The organism is Pedobacter ginsengisoli (assembly GCF_030244015.1).
GTDB lineage: Bacteria > Bacteroidota > Bacteroidia > Sphingobacteriales > Sphingobacteriaceae > Pedobacter > Pedobacter ginsengisoli.
On the sequence record NZ_JASSYX010000001.1, the window covers coordinates 487,903 to 506,532 of the forward strand.

At 41.1% G+C, this 18,630-nt stretch carries 26 protein-coding genes and 1 pseudogene; 8 read left to right on the forward strand and 19 right to left on the reverse strand.

Annotation, left to right across the window (positions count from 1 at the left end; genetic code table 11):
• Nucleotides 1-115 precede the first annotated feature (115 nt).
• The 12 genes from QEP08_RS02080 to QEP08_RS02135 form a co-directional block, all read right to left on the reverse strand.
• Nucleotides 116-619, reverse strand: coding sequence for a hypothetical protein (locus QEP08_RS02080; protein ID WP_285055169.1), 504 nt, complete (start codon nt 617-619; stop codon nt 116-118).
• A gap of 12 nt (nt 620-631) precedes the next feature.
• The gene (locus tag QEP08_RS02085) at nt 632-961 is read right to left on the reverse strand and encodes a helix-turn-helix domain-containing protein (RefSeq protein WP_285055171.1); all 330 of its coding nucleotides are present in this window, start codon (nt 959-961) and stop codon (nt 632-634) included.
• A gap of 21 nt (nt 962-982) precedes the next feature.
• Nucleotides 983-2,050, reverse strand: a complete 1,068-nt coding sequence (locus QEP08_RS02090; protein ID WP_285055173.1) for a phosphoadenosine phosphosulfate reductase domain-containing protein — start codon at nt 2,048-2,050, stop codon at nt 983-985.
• Entirely contained in the window at nt 2,047-2,454 is a 408-nt protein-coding gene (locus QEP08_RS02095; RefSeq protein ID WP_285055174.1) for a hypothetical protein, read from the reverse strand. Before QEP08_RS02095 ends, QEP08_RS02090 begins: the two co-directional genes overlap by 4 nt.
• Nucleotides 2,451-2,756: a hypothetical protein gene (locus QEP08_RS02100; RefSeq protein WP_285055175.1), complete on the reverse strand. Its 306-nt coding sequence runs from the start codon at nt 2,754-2,756 to the stop codon at nt 2,451-2,453. The genes QEP08_RS02095 and QEP08_RS02100 overlap by 4 nt, the downstream gene beginning before the upstream one ends.
• Nucleotides 2,757-2,817: 61 nt before the next feature.
• Nucleotides 2,818-3,219: a hypothetical protein gene (locus QEP08_RS02105; RefSeq protein WP_285055177.1), complete on the reverse strand. Its 402-nt coding sequence runs from the start codon at nt 3,217-3,219 to the stop codon at nt 2,818-2,820.
• Between the two features lie 74 nt (nt 3,220-3,293).
• Nucleotides 3,294-3,683: a DUF3127 domain-containing protein gene (locus QEP08_RS02110; protein ID WP_285055179.1), complete on the reverse strand. Its 390-nt coding sequence runs from the start codon at nt 3,681-3,683 to the stop codon at nt 3,294-3,296.
• Nucleotides 3,684-3,710: 27 nt separating this feature from the next.
• Nucleotides 3,711-4,043: a DUF4406 domain-containing protein gene (locus tag QEP08_RS02115; RefSeq protein ID WP_285055181.1), complete on the reverse strand. Its 333-nt coding sequence runs from the start codon at nt 4,041-4,043 to the stop codon at nt 3,711-3,713.
• 286 nt (nt 4,044-4,329) lie between these two features.
• Nucleotides 4,330-4,767, reverse strand: coding sequence for a hypothetical protein (locus QEP08_RS02120; protein ID WP_285055183.1), 438 nt, complete (start codon nt 4,765-4,767; stop codon nt 4,330-4,332).
• Between the two features lie 11 nt (nt 4,768-4,778).
• On the reverse strand, nt 4,779-5,333 hold the full coding sequence (locus QEP08_RS02125) for a response regulator transcription factor (RefSeq protein ID WP_285055185.1): 555 nt from the start codon (nt 5,331-5,333) through the stop codon (nt 4,779-4,781).
• The gene (locus tag QEP08_RS02130) at nt 5,333-5,614 is read right to left on the reverse strand and encodes a hypothetical protein (RefSeq protein ID WP_285055187.1); all 282 of its coding nucleotides are present in this window, start codon (nt 5,612-5,614) and stop codon (nt 5,333-5,335) included. The genes QEP08_RS02125 and QEP08_RS02130 overlap by 1 nt, the downstream gene beginning before the upstream one ends.
• A 1-nt stretch (nt 5,615) precedes the next feature.
• On the reverse strand, nt 5,616-5,837 hold the full coding sequence (locus QEP08_RS02135) for a hypothetical protein (protein WP_285055188.1): 222 nt from the start codon (nt 5,835-5,837) through the stop codon (nt 5,616-5,618).
• Between the two features lie 178 nt (nt 5,838-6,015).
• Between QEP08_RS02135 and QEP08_RS02140 the strand changes: the two genes are divergently transcribed.
• The 4 genes and pseudogenes from QEP08_RS02140 to QEP08_RS02155 all read left to right on the forward strand — a co-directional run.
• Nucleotides 6,016-6,402, forward strand: coding sequence for a hypothetical protein (locus QEP08_RS02140; protein ID WP_285055190.1), 387 nt, complete (start codon nt 6,016-6,018; stop codon nt 6,400-6,402).
• A gap of 453 nt (nt 6,403-6,855) precedes the next feature.
• Nucleotides 6,856-7,446 (forward strand): Crp/Fnr family transcriptional regulator, encoded by a 591-nt coding sequence (locus QEP08_RS02145; RefSeq protein WP_285055192.1) that lies wholly within the window; start codon nt 6,856-6,858, stop codon nt 7,444-7,446.
• Nucleotides 7,447-7,540: 94 nt separating this feature from the next.
• Nucleotides 7,541-8,293 carry an SDR family NAD(P)-dependent oxidoreductase gene (locus QEP08_RS02150; protein ID WP_285055194.1) on the forward strand — a complete coding sequence of 251 codons (753 nt, stop codon included), beginning with the start codon at nt 7,541-7,543 and terminating at the stop codon, nt 8,291-8,293.
• A gap of 7 nt (nt 8,294-8,300) precedes the next feature.
• Nucleotides 8,301-8,399, forward strand: a pseudogene (locus QEP08_RS02155) (SDR family NAD(P)-dependent oxidoreductase); the annotation flags it as partial.
• An 18-nt stretch (nt 8,400-8,417) separates the two neighbouring features.
• Here QEP08_RS02155 and map read toward each other — a convergent pair.
• Nucleotides 8,418-9,176 carry a type I methionyl aminopeptidase gene (gene map, locus QEP08_RS02160; RefSeq protein WP_285055196.1) on the reverse strand — a complete coding sequence of 253 codons (759 nt, stop codon included), beginning with the start codon at nt 9,174-9,176 and terminating at the stop codon, nt 8,418-8,420.
• 106 nt (nt 9,177-9,282) lie between these two features.
• On the opposite strand from map, the gene QEP08_RS02165 reads away from it, so the two are divergent.
• Nucleotides 9,283-10,122 carry a helix-turn-helix domain-containing protein gene (locus QEP08_RS02165; RefSeq protein WP_285055198.1) on the forward strand — a complete coding sequence of 280 codons (840 nt, stop codon included), beginning with the start codon at nt 9,283-9,285 and terminating at the stop codon, nt 10,120-10,122.
• On the opposite strand, the gene QEP08_RS02170 is transcribed toward QEP08_RS02165, so the two are convergent.
• Nucleotides 10,123-11,394: a GDSL-type esterase/lipase family protein gene (locus tag QEP08_RS02170; protein ID WP_285055200.1), complete on the reverse strand. Its 1,272-nt coding sequence runs from the start codon at nt 11,392-11,394 to the stop codon at nt 10,123-10,125. It lies immediately after the preceding gene.
• Nucleotides 11,395-11,533: 139 nt separating this feature from the next.
• On the opposite strand from QEP08_RS02170, the gene msrA reads away from it, so the two are divergent.
• The 3 genes from msrA (at nt 11,534) to QEP08_RS02185 (ending at nt 13,511) form a co-directional block, all read left to right on the forward strand.
• Nucleotides 11,534-12,025 carry a peptide-methionine (S)-S-oxide reductase MsrA gene (gene msrA, locus QEP08_RS02175; protein WP_285055201.1) on the forward strand — a complete coding sequence of 164 codons (492 nt, stop codon included), beginning with the start codon at nt 11,534-11,536 and terminating at the stop codon, nt 12,023-12,025.
• Between the two features lie 216 nt (nt 12,026-12,241).
• On the forward strand, nt 12,242-12,607 hold the full coding sequence (locus tag QEP08_RS02180) for a GntR family transcriptional regulator (RefSeq protein ID WP_285055202.1): 366 nt from the start codon (nt 12,242-12,244) through the stop codon (nt 12,605-12,607).
• A 1-nt stretch (nt 12,608) separates the two neighbouring features.
• On the forward strand, nt 12,609-13,511 hold the full coding sequence (locus tag QEP08_RS02185) for a slipin family protein (protein ID WP_285055204.1): 903 nt from the start codon (nt 12,609-12,611) through the stop codon (nt 13,509-13,511).
• On the opposite strand, the gene QEP08_RS02190 is transcribed toward QEP08_RS02185, so the two are convergent.
• The 5 genes from QEP08_RS02190 to QEP08_RS02210 are packed head-to-tail and all read right to left on the reverse strand — an operon-like array spanning nt 13,512 to nt 18,556.
• Nucleotides 13,512-14,468 (reverse strand): 2-dehydro-3-deoxygalactonokinase, encoded by a 957-nt coding sequence (locus QEP08_RS02190; protein ID WP_285055206.1) that lies wholly within the window; start codon nt 14,466-14,468, stop codon nt 13,512-13,514.
• The gene (locus tag QEP08_RS02195; RefSeq protein WP_285055208.1) at nt 14,461-15,777 is read right to left on the reverse strand and encodes an MFS transporter; all 1,317 of its coding nucleotides are present in this window, start codon (nt 15,775-15,777) and stop codon (nt 14,461-14,463) included. The genes QEP08_RS02190 and QEP08_RS02195 overlap by 8 nt, the downstream gene beginning before the upstream one ends.
• Nucleotides 15,771-16,919, reverse strand: a complete 1,149-nt coding sequence (gene dgoD / locus QEP08_RS02200) for a galactonate dehydratase (protein WP_285055209.1) — start codon at nt 16,917-16,919, stop codon at nt 15,771-15,773. Before dgoD ends, QEP08_RS02195 begins: the two co-directional genes overlap by 7 nt.
• Before the next feature lie 14 nt (nt 16,920-16,933).
• Nucleotides 16,934-17,557 carry a bifunctional 4-hydroxy-2-oxoglutarate aldolase/2-dehydro-3-deoxy-phosphogluconate aldolase gene (locus QEP08_RS02205; protein ID WP_285055211.1) on the reverse strand — a complete coding sequence of 208 codons (624 nt, stop codon included), beginning with the start codon at nt 17,555-17,557 and terminating at the stop codon, nt 16,934-16,936.
• Between the two features lie 9 nt (nt 17,558-17,566).
• Nucleotides 17,567-18,556, reverse strand: coding sequence for an SMP-30/gluconolactonase/LRE family protein (locus tag QEP08_RS02210; protein WP_285055213.1), 990 nt, complete (start codon nt 18,554-18,556; stop codon nt 17,567-17,569).
• Nucleotides 18,557-18,630 lie beyond the last annotated feature (74 nt).

Here is an 18,630-nt window from a genome sequence, read left to right on the forward strand (position 1 = left end):
GTAAGATTTGGTGCGGCATTTTTCGCAGATTAATAACTTTCGCAGGTCATATATTTCTCCGCAACCAGGACAAGTATACCAGCGTTCATGGTTGAAAAGTTTAAGAGTTGGCGCTTTAGATTTTTGCATCACTTTCATTTTTCAACTTCATGAACTCAGATTCCAATATTTCCGTCATATCCTCGTTCGGCGTGAAACTACACCTGTAATCGACCTCCATCAGTATTAGTTCTTCTTTCCAGATAACACCAGGACAGTTAAACCAAGTCATATCATGAGACTGAAAGCTAAAGCCAACAATTTTATTGAGATCATCATAGCTAACCACCGGCAGGGCTTTAATCTTGTCGAGTATTGGTTTATTGACCTTGTTTATTTTCGGAAAGAAATAGCCATAATAGTTTTTTGAGGCATCTCTCCATCCATCAGGTTTTGAAGCCATTTTAACGCCAGACAGTCCCCCTGCTATGTGAAAAGAATGGCCTAAAATTGTTCCTTTTTCATCACCGCCTATTTCTTTGGCTAAATCTGTAGATGCTTTATTGCACCTTCTTATTTCTTGGTTCAGGTCAACCAGTTTCTTAAAGGTCTCTGACCCTTTGAGTATTTTATATTTCATTTGATCAGATTTTTATTTGCCGGTTACTTCACTGTACAACTCAATTAGTTTGCCTTGCAGCCTAATTATTTCTGCATGTTTCTGTTCGATATCAGTTTTAAGCAACCCGATATTTTCCCTATAGATCGACTCAGGGTTTTCACCTTCCGGACTAATCAGAGAAATTGGGTGGACCTTAAAGAATTCAGAAATTTGTTTAAGCCTGGACAGGTTGATGTCCGTCAGTCCAGTTTCGATTTTAGAGTAAGCGGGTGTAGATATGCCCAATTTCTCAGCGACGTTTGTTTGACTGAGATTTAATTTTTGGCGTAAAGCCCTTATATTTTTTCCTGTTGTGTTCATGATTTAATTTTTAGATTGTTATCATAATAGTTTTGTTTGAGTACCAACTTCCGACATAGGCTTGTAGGGGATTCCGCAGAAAATCATTACTTCTTTGAGATTACACTTGTTGATTACGATATCGTAATATTTTGGGTGACTGATTGCTAACCTCTGAATTCTATTGTTTTTTTTCTTATCATCCATGTGAATTCCAAACTGACAAAACAAACATCCAGTGCCCTTTTCTCCAGGTAGATATCTCTCTATGAATGATCCGTCGATCTGCTCAACCATTTTTACACGGTCATAATAGACTTCGCAGTGTTTAACGTGATGAAGATTTGCATAGTCCCACACATCTTTCTCTGTCCAAATTGATATAGGACGGCATTTTTCCTTTCCTGCCTCAAAAGAATTGCACCCGGTGATGTAATACGATATTTTCCTTTGTGCAGACTCACCTACTGTTGTTCCAATAATCGGCCTTTTGCCAGTTTCATCCTCAAAACGTCTAAAAGGTTCTTTTTTAAAGATATCACAACACTGATCAGAAACTAGAAATGGAGCATCCAGCAATTTCCTCCACCTTTTGGGCAGCATTGAGCCTATTGAAATACTCCCATCTTGTTTGATCCCATTTAGATAAAGATTCTTAGTGGCTGCATTACTTAATTGTGGATTGGCGATATAGCCTTTCAGCCTCCTGATCATCATGGCAATCTTCTTGCTTCCAACTGCAACCCCAACCTCCTTGATTACCTTAGTAAATCCCATTTTTGGTTTAAGTATTCGTACTCGGTCGAACGATTTCACATAAGTGACGATCTCAGGAAATTCTAACCCTGTATTGCAAAATATATTCGGAGGTTTTTGGTGAGAAATTACCTTTTGGTAAATATGTGTCGGTAAATGATGTTTGTATCTGCCATCATAAATACCTTCAATTAGGTCTAATACAGTTCTGGAATCTTTGCCGCCTGAAAAGCAATTATATACCTCTCCATCAACTTCTATCATAAATTCTGCAATTCTATTAACAGCCCATTTTATTTTGAGATCTAATGGCCAGTATAGACGAATTGCTAATTCCTGAGGTGTTACTTTCATAGTTTCTTGCAAAAAGATTTCGTGTATTTAAGTATCTCCCTGTAATCTTCATACCAGGTAGACACCATTTTTCGCATTAGACCGAGGTCTTCACCTTTTGCCCAAAGCGCGATTATTTCTACTCCGTGAGCCCAAGCTGCACCCATCTCACAGCAAGCATCTTTACCACACGGACCGTAGTAAATAAACAGATTGCACTTTGTGGCACCATTGATGTCAAAAACAAATGACCGATCTGCTTCTTCCGTCTTGACCCACTCTTCAAACGAAAAACCGCCGAGCCCTTCTTTATTACAGTTTTCAATCCAGCTAACTACCTCATGTCCTTGTTCTCTAAGCAAAGACGTAAGCATTTCAACACCATGCTTATTTTTCCATGAACTGGCTATATATATCCTTTTCATGCCGCTTTCACCTTCCTTTCCATATAGTGTTCATTGATAATTCTAAGATTGGCGTAGCGTCTCCGGTATGCCAGCTTTAACGCCTTAGCCCTAGCGATCATCATCGCTTTTATGCGAGAGGCTTGCAGATATGCGCCGGTAGGGGTGTTGTATTTTTGAAATTTGCCATTTAAGCAAACATGCACATCACCGATCATGGCGCTATAAGTAAATAAACCTGAACCTTCTGTGGCCCAGGTGCCGACTGCCGGGGCTTTGGTGATTAGATAATTAATTCTGTCTAATGGATTCAGTAAGTCCATCAAGTGATCATACTGACCAGTATTAAGTTGGCTTGGCTTAAAATGAAAAACCACACTGAAATTATCCATTTGTCACCTCCTCTGCTTCCGTGCGGCTTTTCGGCCTTCTAGTCAGGTACGGATTCATCACCTCAACCATATCGAATTGATTCTCTGGTAAGTCATACGGCGAAATATTCTGCGAAACAAAAATTACCGTCGGAATTGGCAGGTGTCTACGTGAGAAGTTAGTGACAATAAGATTCCAGGTATCAGTGACCATGTTAGGGTCGGTTACCTCTTCAAAAATCACCAAACGGCAGACACCCGTATTAAGAGCAATAGGTAAAGTGCCGGAAGAGAATAAACAAAACCTTCTGACTTCCTTTTCAGGAAACATAGCAGCAATGCTGAAAGACAGCTTTGTTTTACCAGATGCTGGTGAGCCTAAAATTACCAGCGCTTTTTTAAATTGTTTTTTCATCTTTGTATTGATAATAAATTATACAATTGCATTAGCCCTGGCCTCGAACACCAGGGCTTTTGCGTTAGGAATTGCTACCAAGGTTTAGGTTCTGCACCTGTACCGCTCGCGGTTTGAGTTTGTGCGGGAGCAGCAGCTGTTGCATCCGCATAGGTAATTTCTGCCAGTGTAGCATTGATAATCCAGCCCTCTGTATTATCTGACTTCTTAGTGTATTTCTGTCCGTTGAGGTAAATGGAACATTTTGCCTTTTTACCCTGGTGATCGCGGGTCATTGCAAATTTGTCCACGTTGTCACCCATGACAGCTATTTCCCATTCTTCATCTTTGCCCCTTATGTCCCCATACTCATCCCGATATGCGGGAATTTTTAAAATGAAAGTCTGTTTTTTGGTGTTTTTTTCTCCGACGGTTTCGGGCTGGTTAACAGTTAGGATCATGCCCTTTAGTTCTAATTTTGCCATTTTGATTGATTTATGATTAGTGAAAAATTAATTGCTTGTTGCAGATATCCCTTCCAGGAAGAGCTTTTGATTAAAAACCTCCATGCCCAGGCTGAAAGCTATCTGGTATTCGACTAAAGCGCCACGGCTACCATACCAATTATCCAGCATGATCACAACATCACAGTCCATCAATGCTGTAATACACCTACGCATGCAAAGCGACCACTGGTCCTCAGTAAGACCGTCACATAATTCATGTGGATTTACCACGATGTAACCGAGATCACGGAAGGTTTTGGTGGCCTGCGCAAAGGCGGCCTTGTTTAAATCAGGAATTCCTGTGATGGCCCCTGATATGTAAATTTTTGGCTTGTTCATGGTTTGGTGGTTTGTATTGGTTAAAAGCGTTTGTTCATTTTTTTAAGTTTTTTGTCCGCCCGGTAATCCAGGTAGAAGAAAATTGCCATCGCAATTGCAGCGACGATGTTGAAGATTGTTTGCGAATCCATAGTTTTATATTTGGTTAGGGTAAAAACTCCTGCAGGACACACACCCGCAGGAGCAATTGGTTTTTGGTGTTGAAAGAACGATCTTCTATTCAGTCAGAGAGAAGCCCCCTGTTTGTTTTTCCCCGGCAACGGCATCCGGGATTAGCCTAACTTTCCTATAAACTGCTTTGTGCCGTTAAATTATCTTCGTTTTGATCTTCTCTCGAACAGCAGAAGTCAAGTATTGGAATGATCTTGTTTTGATAATCAGGATAGAACTTACTGTCAATAGGAGGGGCAAAAGCCTCTAACAATGGGCGTCTGTATTCCACAAAATCACATACTTCTTTGAATGACTTTTTTCTGACGTCCCCGATCCAGGTTAAGAAAACAGATATGTTTTTATAATACTTCGTATTTGCATGGGATCGCTGATTTAACCAGTGTGTGAGGGTTTCTAAAATGTAAACCTTGTTACGAGTTCTGACACGCTTGTGTGCTTCTTCGATGCTATCCACCATAAAGAAAGGCTTGCTGCCAAAATCTTCGTTTGGATCTGAAAACCTTACAAAAACAAGATTTTCGCTTCTTTGATCAATTTCAGCGTGTATCATCGGCATATTTTTTAGATGAGTTTATTTTTAACAGCCCACACTCCAATTGCAACTTTTCCTTTTGCCCCGATCTTCTCTTCAATATTGTTTTTGTGGCTTCTAAGGGTATCTTGTGAAATAAATAGTTCTAAACATATTTGATAATCACTCTGTCCCAGCGCTATTCTAATGGCAATTTGTACCTGCCTTACTGTTAAACCACCGGGTATTTTACACAGAAGGCCATGGGCTTTACATGTTTCTCTTTTTGGACACGGACCGTACTCCTTTGGGCCTAAGGATGAACCACAGGCAGACACATCAGAACTGCCATCAAACATTGAATAGTTACAATCATAATGTTTGTTTACCCTATTCGCTTCCCCTTTGATGTTCAGGCGGTCAAGGCCCCTTTTTGCTTGTGGATCATTATTAAGATCCGTTAGAAGGAGATTGTAAAAATTCACCGGTAAAACCTCAATATTCTCGGTAATTCCGTTACTGGTTTTATACATCATTTCACTTAAAGTGAAATATTCTGACGATACAGTTGTTAAAGCGGGCGGAATGAGCGTAGCGTTTTCCATTATTTTTCTACTAGAATAAAACATACAGATGAACCGCTCATGCTCCATTGTTCGTCCAACTGCAGACTAAAGTATCTTCGTATTTCGCCAAGCTGAATCCCTGTTAAAGTGATATTTTTGCCAATAAAACCAGCACTCGTCATCATTCTCCATCCTTTTTCCTCACTCCAAAGTATCTCGGGATATTTTGTGTACTTGTAATTAAATCTGTAGATCTTTTTAAGGATTTTAAATCCCTCTTTATGCCTGTCAAAACGTGCATGTCTAACTTTAGCCCCCATTTTATATTTCTTTAATTAAGTTTTTAATTGATTCTACTTTCTCCCTTTGCTCATTAATCAATGCTAATGCTGTTTCAATCACAGCTGGATTAAATCTTTCTGGCTTAAACAGCGTGCTCTTTACAGTTGCTACACCTAAGCCCGTCCGTGCTGCTATTTCATCATAGCTGCCAGTAGGAAGGGCAGTTCTGATTTTTTGTAATTCTCTCTTAGTTACTTTCACAGTTTTATGTGGTTTACGTTGTCACTCTTTTGTCTCACTTTTGTACTAATAAATAGTATTATATTTCTACAATAATAGAAGTTAATATCTATTATATACAAATATTCGACTATAAAAATTACCATATTCGACGTAACTTATTGAATACCAATAGAAAAAAAATTAGTCATTTTGTGAAATGGATTATGTAATAGGGGATGCAATTAGAAAAAAAGTGGAGGAAAAGGGGATGACTTTTGTCTCCTTTGCTGATAAGTTTGGGATTACAGATAGAAATCTACAGTATGTATTTAAAAAAAGTGATCTCTCGATTCAACAGGTTGTTAGAGCATCAGAAATACTGGAATATGATTTCTTAACAGAATATCTTATGCATAAAAAATCCAAGTTTAGGTTTCAAAACTTCATACCACAACAAAATGACAGGGATTCCAGAGGTAAATCTGAGCGTATTACAATGACATTTAATATTTCCGGTGCTATAGAGACTTACTCAGAAAAATTTCCAGAATTGCTGAAAAACGTATCTATGGAAGCAAAAAAATTAGGATTTGAAATTGCATAATACAAAATATATGATGACAAGAAAAATGAAACAGAACCCATACCCGAACGGTACCGTTCTTAATATTAATAGCAGAAGATATGGCTTAGTTAAAGCAGAAGTGATCAAATATATTCCAAACGACGAATGGTACTGTAAAATAATAAATTCCCATGAAGACATAACAAATCCTGATTACTTTGTTAAAGAAGAGATCTTGAGTGTGGATTTAAACCACTTGGTTTAAACATACTTATGTAAACCGTTAAAAATCAATAAAATATAAACCTGAAAAACCACCGGCGCTGGGTACAAGAAATCTTCGGGGCTCCCGAAGATTACCGAAGAAAAGTCCTCTATATTTATATAGAGGACTTTTCTTGTTTTAAGGTAATTCAAAATGTCCTTTCCTGATGCTGATTACATAAATAAGATCAAAAAGGCTATTTTTGATCTTATTATATAGATATTTATATGACGTCGAATTTTGAAGCGCTGTTTGATTACGTTCAAAAACTTTCTGGCAAGATACTTTCAGCAGAGGAGAAGCAAGTTTTTATCGCACATTTTAAACCAAAAAAACTACGAAAGCGACAATATTTTCTACAAGAAGGGGATATATGTAAATATACAGGGTTTATTGTAAAAGGTTCAGCCAGGACATTTACCGTAGATGAAAAAGGGCATGAACATATTCTGAAATTAAGTGTCGAAAACTGGTGGTTGAACGATTTTGAAAGCTTTTACCAATTAACACCAAGCCGGTTTAATATACAAGCACTGGAGGATATGGAAATTCTTCAAATAACAAATGCACTTGTTGATGAGTTTATAAAGCCTATTCCAGCCTTTTCGGCAATGCAAAATGTCATCAGTCAAAATTACACCATTGCAGCCCAGAAAAGGATGCAGTCCGCCATAAGCCATTCAGGTGAGGAGCGTTTCCAGGAACTGGTCAATCAATATCCACATTTTCTACAGCGGTTTCCACAAAACATGATTGCCTCTTACCTCGGTTTATCTCCCGAAACTTTAAGCAGGATAAGAAAGAACTCCTTAAAATGAATTGATTTTTATCAAGTGTATTTAATGACATAAGTCAAGTCGCAGCCAGTTATAAGGCCGCAACTTTGGATATGTTAATTAAGTCATAAAAATCATGAATAAGTTAAAAAACAAAGTCGCAGTAATTACAGGCGGCAATAGCGGTATTGGATTTGGTATTGCGGAAGCATTTAAAAATGAAGGTGCAGTCGGAGCTGTTGTTGGCAGAAATCAGGAAACTTTAGCTAGTGCTGTGGGACAGCTTGGCGATGATTTCATAGCCATCAACGCCGATGTAACCAACCTTGCCGATCTGGAAAAAGTATTTAAAGAAACCGCTGAGAAATTTGGTAAGATAGACGTTATCGTAGCCAACGCTGGTGCCGGAACTACCGGAACAGTCGCTGATACGAACGAAGCCGACTATAACAAAGCCATGGATCTGAACCTGAAAAGTGTTTACTTCACTGTTCAAAAAGCTCTGCCTTATATGAATGACGGCGGTTCTATTATCCTGATCGGATCCAATGCAGCACATCGTGCTTACCCGGCATTTGGCCTTTACGGTGCGGCCAAGGCAGCAGTAGTCTTTTTGGCAAAAGGGTTTTCTAATGACCTTTTAGCTAGAAAGATAAGAGCAAACGTAATTACACCTGGCACGACCGATACACCGGCGTTCGACAAGTTTGTGCCAGCGGAACAAGTTGAAGCTGTAAAAACACATTTCGCAAGTGTGATGCCGATAGGCAGGATTGGACAACCATCTGATATTGGTAATACAGCGGTATTTCTTGCTTCAGACGATTCTTCCTTTATGTTGGGTGCCGAACTCCTGGTCGACGGTGGCATGACTTATCTATCTAAATAATTTCAAAATGAATAAATTAAAAAATAAAGTAGCGGTTGTTACCGGTGCTTCAAAAGGAATAGGTGCGGCTATAGCAAAATATTTTGCTGCAGAAGGTGCAAAAGTTGTAGTGGTATGTATGGCTCTATATTCCATTCGCCGCTGTCAGAATTATTGGCTTGCCGGAGGTGATCAGTATCGTGTGTTCATGCTGGGCTACAAATCCTCCTTCATTGCCTTCAAAAGCCCAGCCATCTGACATGGTTTTAATATGTTTAGATCTTGTGGAGATAAATGTTTCGATAGCAACCACAGAATCTTTTCTGAATCGCCTGCTGTCAAAGCGGTCGTAAAAATTCATGATCCCGTCGGGTGCTTCGTGTAAGCTTCGTCCGACCCCGTGGCCTCCTAAATCCCGGATAACAGTATATCCTGTTTTCCGGGCTTTGGTTTCGATAAGCTTGCCAATATCGGCGATCTTTATGCCTCCGCTAATTTGAGAAATCGCATAAAGTAATATTTCTTTTGATGTATCTATCAGATGCTGTAAGTTCTGAACATCCTCTCCGACAATAAATGAACATCCATTGTCAGACCAAAAGCCATCGAGTTCAGCAGATACATCAATGTTAACGACATCTCCATTTTTCAAAATGACTTTATCTGAAGGGATACCATGAGCAAACTCTTTGTTGACACTGATGCAGCTGTAACCGGGGAATCCGTAGGTTTCAAATGGGGCAGACTTTGCACCAAGAGCTTCTAACAGTTGCCTTCCGTATTCGTCTGTGTCTTTTGTGGATAGGCCAATCTGAGCAAATGTTCTCATTTTTCGTAAGGTAAGTGCAACAGCGTCACTCACTTTCTTCATACCCTGTAGCTCTTCTTCTGTTTTTATAACCATATCCCATTTTGTTTTTACAAAGTTAGGGGTATTGGAACTGTGCTCATAGTAAATATTAGACATGACATTATTCTCCTTACAATAGCATTTCCCGTAAATTTGCGGCATGCCAATAAATTATCTGAAGAAGATACAACTGGGAGAATTTAATAAAGACGGTTATAGAATATGCCCTTCAAAAGCGGTTGAATCTGTTATCGAAGGGTTTTATGTTTTCTCCAGAGATCCTGAGAATCATACAGATCTTATTTTCAATGATGGTTTTCCTGTGCTGGTGTTTTTGCAAAGTCGCGAAGATGCAGTGAAGGTAACACGGCAAAATGGATCATTTGAAATTAAAGGGGCATGGGCAAGCGCGGGCCCGATCAGGAATATATATGTAAAATACAGCAGTAAAGCAGAACAGGTTTTTATAGTTCGTTTCTATCCCGGGGCTTTCTATCGGTTATTTGGTTTAGACGCTCAGTATTTCAGACGCAATCCGGTTGCCCCATTTGAATATATCGCTAATAACAATGGCTTTAGCCTGGCAAAATTTTTTGAATGCAATTCTATTGAAGAAAAGGCGGCATTTGTCGGATCGTATGTCGGGCATTCTTTTACCGGAACCGACACCTCTGGAATCTTACATAAAACATTGGACTATATTCACAAAATAAAAGGGAAAGGTACTGTACGGAATGTGACCAAAGATGCTGGTGTAAATTATAAGTGGCTGGAAAGGAATTTTGCACAGCATATTGGACTCCTGCCCAAAGAATACATTCAGCTCCAGCGCTTTATGCATGCGTACCTTGACCTTGTTGGATGGAGAGATGTAGATTTGATGCGCATCGCGATATCAAACGGGTACTACGACTCAAACCACTTTCTGAAAGATTTTAAAGCCTATACCGGAAAAACCCCGCTGGAATATCTTAGACTTCAGGCACAGCCTGCAAGCTGATCATTTTACTTCCTTTATCGTATTCATGCTTTGTGCAAGATTGATTAAAGGATCGGAAACACTTACTTTTTTCCCGTCGAGCGGCGCGTATAATTCAAGACTTGATTTTAACAGGGAATCTTTTGCGAGATATTTGATTTCATCCGGATTCATGGCCGATCTGTAGAACAGCCAGTTTTTATAAGCCAGCTTTTTGGGAATATCGGTCCCGCCGATCCTGACACTGGTAGTTACCAGTTTTTCGGCTAATGTGCCTTGTAAAGTGCTGTCGCAATAAAGCATGGTGACCCCTTTTGCATAATAATGTGTGACAATGACTTTGTGCCATTTGCCATCATTGACTATACTGGTTCCGCTGACAGCTTCTGACCCGGGCGATGAATAAACAAGCCGCCCTTCTTTATTGACTGAGATTGTTCCTTTTCCTGCAGCATTGGTAAGCTGGAGCAATACTCCGGAATCACCTGTCTTAAAGCTGATGGCTGTGGTAAATGGATGCACAATATTTTCCGGAGTAAATAGCAGTGATTTGCTTTCAGACCTGTTTTTAGCTGACTTAATATAAGAGCCTTTTATTCTTTTAGGCATTGGCTTCCTGCTTTCCAGGGCATCAAACAATGAGGGGACAATGGTATAAGACATCTCTGTATGTCCGGCATCGTTTGGATGAAATCCGTCATCCCAAAACCCATTCACCCAATGACCGGAAAGATCATCTATTGCACCAAGCAGGTTGATACTTGGGACATCCCATGTATGGATTAACAGGTTCATTTTTTTTATAAAACTGTAGTCCCTTTCATTGTAGTCGTTCCGGGTATAACTATTTGTAATGACGGGAGTGTAACCGTCAGCTCTTGCTTTGCTGATCAGGATTTTGATGTTCTTTTCAAACTGATCGAACATCGGTTGTCCTTTTTCATGAATGCCTTCATTGCCCAATGCCAGCGCAAAAATGACGTATTTGCCATTTTGCGGTAAGAAGTCGGTTTTATACCTGTTCAGTACTTTTACGGTGTTGTCTCCTCCAATACTTATATTGACGGTTTCCCATACATAGCCACTTGCCGAAGTACGATTTTTGAGGATATCTGAAAATAAACTGGTATATCCTTTATGGTTGGTAGCGCCCTGGCCGTACGGAACAGAAGAGCCGAAATAAACAATCTTTAAATGATTTTCGGGCGGTTTTGGCTGCTGGCTTTTTGCGGCAAATGAGAGGAGGGCCGCTAAGACGAATATTAATCCTTTTTTAAAATAGTTGTATGGCATTGTTCGATTAATTTTAGGAATTCCTCATGATATGATGCTTTCGGCAATTCAATTTGCAAGCTTAATGTAGAAATAAAATCACAATTTCGAATAGAAAAGATAAAGATGTAGCTTTGTTCAACAAAAAAAGGATAGTTATATGAATACTGAAAAAGCCATACTGGCCGGCGGTTGTTTTTGGGGAGTTGAAGAACTGATCAGGCATTATCCCGGGGTCATTTCAACAGTGGTCGGATATACCGGCGGGGATGTTCCTAATGCAACTTACCGGAATCACGGAACACATGCTGAGGGAATTGAGATCATATTTGATCCCGCACAGCTGCCGTATCGTAAACTTCTTGAATATTTCTTTCAGATCCATGACCCTACAACGCGAAATCGCCAGGGAAATGATATAGGGACATCTTATCGCTCGGCCATTTTTTATCAGGATGAAACACAGCGCGAAACCGCTAATGCACTGATCGCTGAGATGGACGCTTCAGGTGTCTGGCCGGGTAAAGTGGTAACTGAAGTTGTGCCGGCAGGAGATTTCTGGAATGCTGAAGCCGAACACCAGGATTATTTGCAGAAGAACCCCAATGGATATACCTGTCATTATGAGCGCCCAAATTGGAAAATGGGTTAGCCATATATTTGATTGAGAATAAATAAAGCCTGTTGAAAGAATAATCAGCAGGCTTTTTTATGTCCTGGGTTTTTCGTCTGTTGAAGTACTGCTGTATAAATATCACCCGAGCCAGCTGCGGGTACACCCGGCTTGACATTATTTTAAAATAAAGTTTGTTAATACAGATTTAGTTGTATGTTTGTAATATATATATAGTACAATAGAACTTTAAATATGATCGACTTTAAATTAGATCCCAAAACCGGCACTCCATTTTACCGGCAAATCATAGATCAGATCAAGTTTGGAATTTCTGCCGGAAACTTGAAAACGGGGGAACAGTTGCCTACGGTACGTTCATTGGCTGTAGATTTAAAAGTTAATTTAAATACAGTTGCTAAAGCCTATAAGGAGCTGGAGATTCAACGAATTTTGGAAACGCAGCAGGGGACCGGAACATTTATCAATACCATAAAAATCCAAATAACTGACCAGGAGCGAAATGCCAAGTTAAAGGACATTTGTAATGAGTTTACCTCCATTGCATTCAGCTATGGTTTTACAATAGATGACATTATTAACCAAATTAAAAAAACATAAGATGATCACTAAAAAGAATACAAAGTTAGGGCTTAACCCAATTTCAGCAACGGTTTTTCTTGCCCTGGTCGGAATATCAATTGCACTCTTTTATTTTGACTACACAAATGTCCTGGTATTTATCTCGTCACTGCTCATTTCGCTGATTCTGGCCAATGGCCTTTGCATAGCCGATCAGTGGGAAAAGGCGGTTGTTTTGAGGATGGGCAAGTACAAAGGTCTGAAAGGACCTGGAATATTTTTTATCGTTCCGATCATCGATAAAGTAGATAATTACATTGATCAGCGGGTCAGGGTCACCGAATTTAAAGCAGAGCAAACGCTGACAAAAGATACGGTCCCGGTTAATGTTGATGCCGTTGTCTATTGGACAGTCTGGGATGTCGAAAAAGCCGCACTGGAAGTACAGGAGTACGAAACTGCGATTTCTTATATCGCACAGACCGGTTTAAGGGATGTGATCGGTAAACATGAACTGGCGGAATTGCTGCAGGAAAGAGATAAAGTTGCCGAAGTCTTTCAAAAAATGCTGGATGAACACACCAGCCCCTGGGGCATTACCTGCCAGAATGTGGGGATTAAAGACATTATTATCCCGCAAACATTGGCCGATGCGATGAGCAAGGAAGCGCAGGCAGAAAGAGAGCGCCGGGCAAGGGTAATTCTCGGGACTGCAGAAACAGAAATTGCAGAGAAATTTGGAAAGGCAAGCGAACAGTATATCAATAATCCTGTCGCCCTGCATCTCAGAGGAATGAATATGTTATTTGAAGGTTTGAAGGAAAAAGGATCAATGGTCATTGTGCCAAGTTCGGCACTGGATTCTATGAATCTGGGTGCTATGGGCGGTTTGATCTCTTTGGCAAAATCAAATGAACAGCAGCAGGGTCACCGTGAAGAGTAACTATAGATCGCGGAATACATTCTGAAAAATGATCTGCTGCCCTTTTATTAAAGCTTCATCGGCATCCATTGATCCCATAATATTGACTCCCGTGATTTCGCAAGCCAGGGTATAAAGAGGTAGGTGTGTTGCGCCGCCCAGCAGGTAAACAGGAACCGAAGGTTTTAACTCCTTTAGTTCCGAACCGATGAGCAGGCCACTCAGGTAATAGAGGTTCTGTTGTTTAGAAATGTTTTTTAGTACCTGATTGGTACGCACCATAAAGCTGGCATGGAGCAGATCTGAATGTTGGCTTGCCTCAATGCCCTTTATGAAATTTTCACGGTTCAAAGGGTCATTAAAATCTCCGCCTTTTTCAACAGATGCCGACAATATACTTTTTGTAGAAAGCAGGTCAAAAAACTCACCCGTCATAAATGTTTTGAAACTAACGGCCTGCTGATCTTTTATGATGATGTGCTTCGGATGCGTTCCGGGGAGAATAACCAGTTGTTCTTGTCCGGTGCTGCCTAAATCAGGCGCGCAACCTATTATTTTTGTCTCCTCTCCCCGCATGACATCATCTTCTGTCCTGGCTCCTGATATAACAATGAGGGGGTTCAGATTATTATTATTTAATGATCTTACTTCCAGGTCAGAGCCATCTGTCTGAAACGGAAATTCTTTGTAAGGCAGATCGATGAGGCCAATTGTAGAGGAAGCCATCCCAGACAACATTACAGGAATCCCATCCAGAAGAATACTGGTTTTCTGGCTCAACTGGCTGATCTGGTCATTGAGAAAGGCAGTATAATAGGAGATACGATCCGGATTGCCCGGACTTTCCTGCCAGGATTTAAATGTTCCTGATATGCCCTGGTCGTTCTTTATTGAAGCAATTGTCTTCAGGTCTTTCGTATCGATCAGCCGAAGCCTGAATGCGCTTGTTCCCCAGTCACAGCTTAAAAACTTATCCATCAATCTGCTTTTCCGGTGATACCATGTTGCCATTTGATTTGATACGTTCCACATTGCCCACCAGGAAAAGATAAGAACAGGCTCCTAAAAATCCCAGCAGGGCGACAAAGATCAATGCCGGGGCGAAGTTGCCGCCACTGGCCAGCAGACCGATCACTATGGGCACAATAATCCCGGAAAGCTGTCCGATAAAATTGAATACGCCGCCTGTGATGTTAATGAGGTGTTTCGGCGCGAGGCTTGAGACAAAGATCCAGGTTATGGAAGCAAAGCCCACCCCAAAAAAAGACAATGACATAAAGAAAATGATCAATCCGGGAGTATTTACATAATTGGCACCAAGAATGAATACCGAGGTCAATAGTCCGATGATTATAGGCCGTTTGCGGGCCTTGGCTGCGGAAACACCTTTTTTTATGAGGTAATCTGAAAGAAAACCCGAACACAACACACCAGTAAATGCTGCAAGATAAGGTACCGATGCCCAGTATCCGGATTTGATGAAATCCAAGCCCCGGTAATCAACCAGGTACTTGGGAAACCAGGTCAGGAAAAACCATAAAGTAGAGTTGACGGCAAACTGGCCAATGTAAATGCCCCATAGCTTTCTGTGAGACAAGACTTCTTTAAGATCTGCCCATTTAAACTTCTTCTTTTCGGTATCTTCAGTTGACTTTCCATCCAATAAACCGCCTCCGCTTTCGATGTGTTTAAGCTCAGCCTCGTTTACTTTTTTGTGTTTTAATGGATCGCGGTAAAAAATGTACCATATGATCCCCCAAAGTATACCAATTAAACCAGTTACGACAAACAAGCCCTTCCAGCCAACGTGCAGTTGGATCTTTGAAAGTACAGGCATTAAAAAAGCCAGCCCCAGGAACTGCCCCGAGGTATACACTGCAATGGCAGAGGCCCGCTCATTGTCAGGAAACCAATTGCTGACCACTCTGTTGTTAATCGGAAATGCCGGTGCTTCAAACGCACCTGTAGCCATCCTGAGTCCAAATAAAGTAACGAAACCTCTGGCGAAACCTTGTGCAACAGTGGCAAAGGACCAGGTAATTAAACTAAAGGCATACAACACACGCGGACTGAAGCGGTTGACCAATATTCCCCCGGGGATTTGAAACAAAAGATAAGTCCAGCTAAAGGCAGAAAAGATCAGTCCCATTTGTACCGGTGAAAATTTAAACTCCTTGCTGATCTCAGAAGCAGCAACGGCCAGATTGCTTCTGTCCATGTAATTGATCACTACATTCACAAATATGAGGAACAGGATCTGGTACCGGATCTTTGTTGGCTTTACCATTCTGCTATGCTCCCATCTTCATGTCTCCAAACGGGATTTCTCCAGTTGTGCCCAACTTCAGCCATTTTCCGGACATGATCTTCATTAATTTCAATACCCAGGCCAGGTTGATAAGGGATATTCACATAGCCTTTATCGTATTCAAATACAGTTTTGTCGGTTAAGTAATCCAGCAGGTCACTGCCCTGGTTATAGTGTATGCCCAAACTTTGTTCCTGTATAAAAGCATTGTGGCAGGTCGCGTCAACCTGCAAACAGGCCGCCAGCGCAATCGGGCCAAGCGGACAATGCGGGGCTGCGGCTACATCAAAGGCTTCGGCCATGGAGATGATTTTTTTGCACTCCGTGATGCCGCCTGCATGAGACACATCCGGCTGGATGATGTCCACATATCCTTCTTTCAATAAGGTCTTAAACTGCCACTTGGAAAACATCCTTTCCCCGGTGGCGATGGGAATAGAAACATGGTTGGCAATTTCCCGTAAGTCTTCATTGTTTTCCGGCAATACGGGCTCCTCAATAAACATAGGTCGGTACTGCTCCAGCTCTTTGGCAAGGATCTTTGCCATTGGCTTGTGCACGCGGCCGTGAAAATCAATCCCGATTCCAAATGCCGGGCCCACAGCTTCCCTTACAGCAGCGATGCGGGCGATGGCCTGGTCTATTTTGTCATAACTGTCCACATATTGCAATTCCTCCGTAGCATTCATTTTTACGGCAAGGAAACCTTGTTCGGCCATTTTCCTTGCTGCCAGCCCTACTTCTGCAGGGCGGTCGCCGCCGATCCAGGAATAAACCTTCATTTTATCCCTTGCCTTTCCACCCAGCAGCTGATGAACTGGTGCGTTAAAGAATTTACCTTTAATGTCCCATAAAGCCTGGTCGATACCTGCAATCGCACTCATCAGAATTGGCCCGCCACGATAAAACCCTGCCCGGTACATCACATTCCAATGGTCTTCGATATGCATCGGGTCTTTACCTACAAGATATTCCATAAGCTCGACCACAGCGGCTTTCACTGTGGCGGCTTTACCTTCAATTACAGGTTCTCCCCAGCCTACGATGCCTTCGTCTGTTTCAATTTTTAAGAACAGCCATCTTGGCGGTACCTGGAATAATTCGTAGCTTCTGATTTTCATTTTCGGGATAGGATTTAAGATTGAACTGTCTTAACAAAATTTTGTGCTTTTGCCGTCAGTTGTAAAAGGTATTCTTCTGTTATTTCTTCTTTGGTGTTTACCAGGGAACTGCCGACGCCGAATCCGACAGCGCCTGCATTTTTAAACGCTTTGATATTTTCAAGCGTGACGCCGCCTGTAGGCAAAAGCGGAATCTGCGGCAAAGGCCCGGCGATATCTTTTAAGTAGGAGGGGGATGTCGCAGGAAAGACCTTGACAATATCAGCACCATTTTTATATGCATGATAGATTTCGGTGGCGGTATACGCGCCCGGGATATTGATGACCCCCAGGTTTTTAGCTGTATGAATGACCTCGAGGTCAACTATTGGAGAAAGCAGAAAGCTTGCTCCGGCCTCAACCGCTTTCCGGGCTGATTCCACATCTAAAACAGTCCCCGCACCAAGAATCATCCGATCGCCCATTTTATCTTTAACTTCTTTGATCACGTCCAGGGGGTCAGCAGAATTCATGGTGATTTCAAGGATCCGGATTCCACCGGCATACAATGCTTCGGCTATCTTTATCACATCATCAGGATTTGCACCCCTTATGATGGCTATGATTTTATGTGCTAAGATCTGAGAAAGTATGGACATGATATATAATTAAAGGCCTGCTTTTTTGTTAAGGTCTACTTTTAGTAAATAATCATCGGCAGTAACGAAGAGTGTTTTATAGTCATTGGTAAACGCACAATTTGAGGTGCTGCCATTTATTTTTATCTTTCCAAGCAGGTGGCCTTTTTTATTATAGATCCGGACACCGCCTTGCCCGGTCGCAAAAACATTCCCTTCTTTGTCTATTTTGATGCCATCTGTAGACCTTTCCTTTATAAAGATCCTGCCATTGCTGAGCAGTCCTTCTTTAGTCACATCATAAATATAGATGTTGGGTTTTTGAGGGTCTGAATTTGCGACTAATAAACTCTTTTCATTGGGAAAAAAGGCAATGCCGTTTGGTCTTGAGATGCTGTCGGTCAGCAAGGTTACTATTCCTTTTTTAGAGATCCTGTAGACTCCCTGATAAGGAGCTGCTTTTGAAGGATTTTTCACTCCTTTTTCCAGCCCATAGGGCGGGTCAGTAAAATAAATATCCCCGTTTTTCCTGATTGCAAGATCATTGGGACTGTCAAATTTTTTCCCTTTGTATTCACTTGCCAGTGTTGTATAATCGGCTTTAGGATGATCCAGAGAAGCATTCATGAGTGCAACCCGCCTGTCACCATGCTGGCACAACAACAGCCGGCCCTCTTTACTGAGTGCCAGACCATTAGAGCCTAATTCTTCGGCCCTTGGTATTTTCTGCGTATAACCTGAATGCGCTAAATACAGTTCTTTCCCTTTCTCAGCTGTCCATTTATAAACATTGTTGTTCAAAACATCCGAAACCAGCAGCATTTTTTGGCTTTCTATCCATAAAGGTCCTTCTACCCAGCCAAAACCATCGGCAATAACTTCAACTTTTGCTGTTACAGTTATTATGGCATCAAGTTCCGGACTTATTCTTTCAATTACTCCTTCAGGCGGCTTACTGGCAGTCTGTGCATACAGCTGACCTGTATATAAAACAATTACAGCCAAAAGTGAATTTTTCATAACGGGATAAGTTGAAATCTTAACAAGTAGGAAAGATAACAGAAAACATTTAAATACAACAATCAAATAATCCA

Coding starts and splice junctions, on each gene's coding strand:
- QEP08_RS02130 (WP_285055187.1), bottom strand. CDS start 5,614: ATGGGGGCTAAAGTTAGACATGCACGTTTTGACAGGCATAAAGAGGGA.
- QEP08_RS02120 (WP_285055183.1), bottom strand. CDS start 4,767: ATGATACACGCTGAAATTGATCAAAGAAGCGAAAATCTTGTTTTTGTA.
- QEP08_RS02100 (WP_285055175.1), bottom strand. CDS start 2,756: ATGGACTTACTGAATCCATTAGACAGAATTAATTATCTAATCACCAAA.
- QEP08_RS02165 (WP_285055198.1), top strand. CDS start 9,283: ATGCCAATAAATTATCTGAAGAAGATACAACTGGGAGAATTTAATAAA.
- QEP08_RS02105 (WP_285055177.1), bottom strand. CDS start 3,219: ATGAAAAAACAATTTAAAAAAGCGCTGGTAATTTTAGGCTCACCAGCA.
- QEP08_RS02095 (WP_285055174.1), bottom strand. CDS start 2,454: ATGAAAAGGATATATATAGCCAGTTCATGGAAAAATAAGCATGGTGTT.
- QEP08_RS02085 (WP_285055171.1), bottom strand. CDS start 961: ATGAACACAACAGGAAAAAATATAAGGGCTTTACGCCAAAAATTAAAT.
- QEP08_RS02115 (WP_285055181.1), bottom strand. CDS start 4,043: ATGAACAAGCCAAAAATTTACATATCAGGGGCCATCACAGGAATTCCT.
- msrA (WP_285055201.1), top strand. CDS start 11,534: ATGAATACTGAAAAAGCCATACTGGCCGGCGGTTGTTTTTGGGGAGTT.
- QEP08_RS02195 (WP_285055208.1), bottom strand. CDS start 15,777: ATGGTAAAGCCAACAAAGATCCGGTACCAGATCCTGTTCCTCATATTT.
- QEP08_RS02190 (WP_285055206.1), bottom strand. CDS start 14,468: ATGGATAAGTTTTTAAGCTGTGACTGGGGAACAAGCGCATTCAGGCTT.
- QEP08_RS02140 (WP_285055190.1), top strand. CDS start 6,016: ATGGATTATGTAATAGGGGATGCAATTAGAAAAAAAGTGGAGGAAAAG.
- QEP08_RS02185 (WP_285055204.1), top strand. CDS start 12,609: ATGATCACTAAAAAGAATACAAAGTTAGGGCTTAACCCAATTTCAGCA.
- QEP08_RS02110 (WP_285055179.1), bottom strand. CDS start 3,683: ATGGCAAAATTAGAACTAAAGGGCATGATCCTAACTGTTAACCAGCCC.
- QEP08_RS02150 (WP_285055194.1), top strand. CDS start 7,541: ATGAATAAGTTAAAAAACAAAGTCGCAGTAATTACAGGCGGCAATAGC.
- QEP08_RS02210 (WP_285055213.1), bottom strand. CDS start 18,556: ATGAAAAATTCACTTTTGGCTGTAATTGTTTTATATACAGGTCAGCTG.
- QEP08_RS02180 (WP_285055202.1), top strand. CDS start 12,242: ATGATCGACTTTAAATTAGATCCCAAAACCGGCACTCCATTTTACCGG.
- dgoD (WP_285055209.1), bottom strand. CDS start 16,919: ATGAAAATCAGAAGCTACGAATTATTCCAGGTACCGCCAAGATGGCTG.
- QEP08_RS02090 (WP_285055173.1), bottom strand. CDS start 2,050: ATGAAAGTAACACCTCAGGAATTAGCAATTCGTCTATACTGGCCATTA.
- QEP08_RS02145 (WP_285055192.1), top strand. CDS start 6,856: ATGACGTCGAATTTTGAAGCGCTGTTTGATTACGTTCAAAAACTTTCT.
- QEP08_RS02080 (WP_285055169.1), bottom strand. CDS start 619: ATGAAATATAAAATACTCAAAGGGTCAGAGACCTTTAAGAAACTGGTT.
- QEP08_RS02170 (WP_285055200.1), bottom strand. CDS start 11,394: ATGCCATACAACTATTTTAAAAAAGGATTAATATTCGTCTTAGCGGCC.
- map (WP_285055196.1), bottom strand. CDS start 9,176: ATGGTTATAAAAACAGAAGAAGAGCTACAGGGTATGAAGAAAGTGAGT.
- QEP08_RS02205 (WP_285055211.1), bottom strand. CDS start 17,557: ATGTCCATACTTTCTCAGATCTTAGCACATAAAATCATAGCCATCATA.
- QEP08_RS02125 (WP_285055185.1), bottom strand. CDS start 5,333: ATGGAAAACGCTACGCTCATTCCGCCCGCTTTAACAACTGTATCGTCA.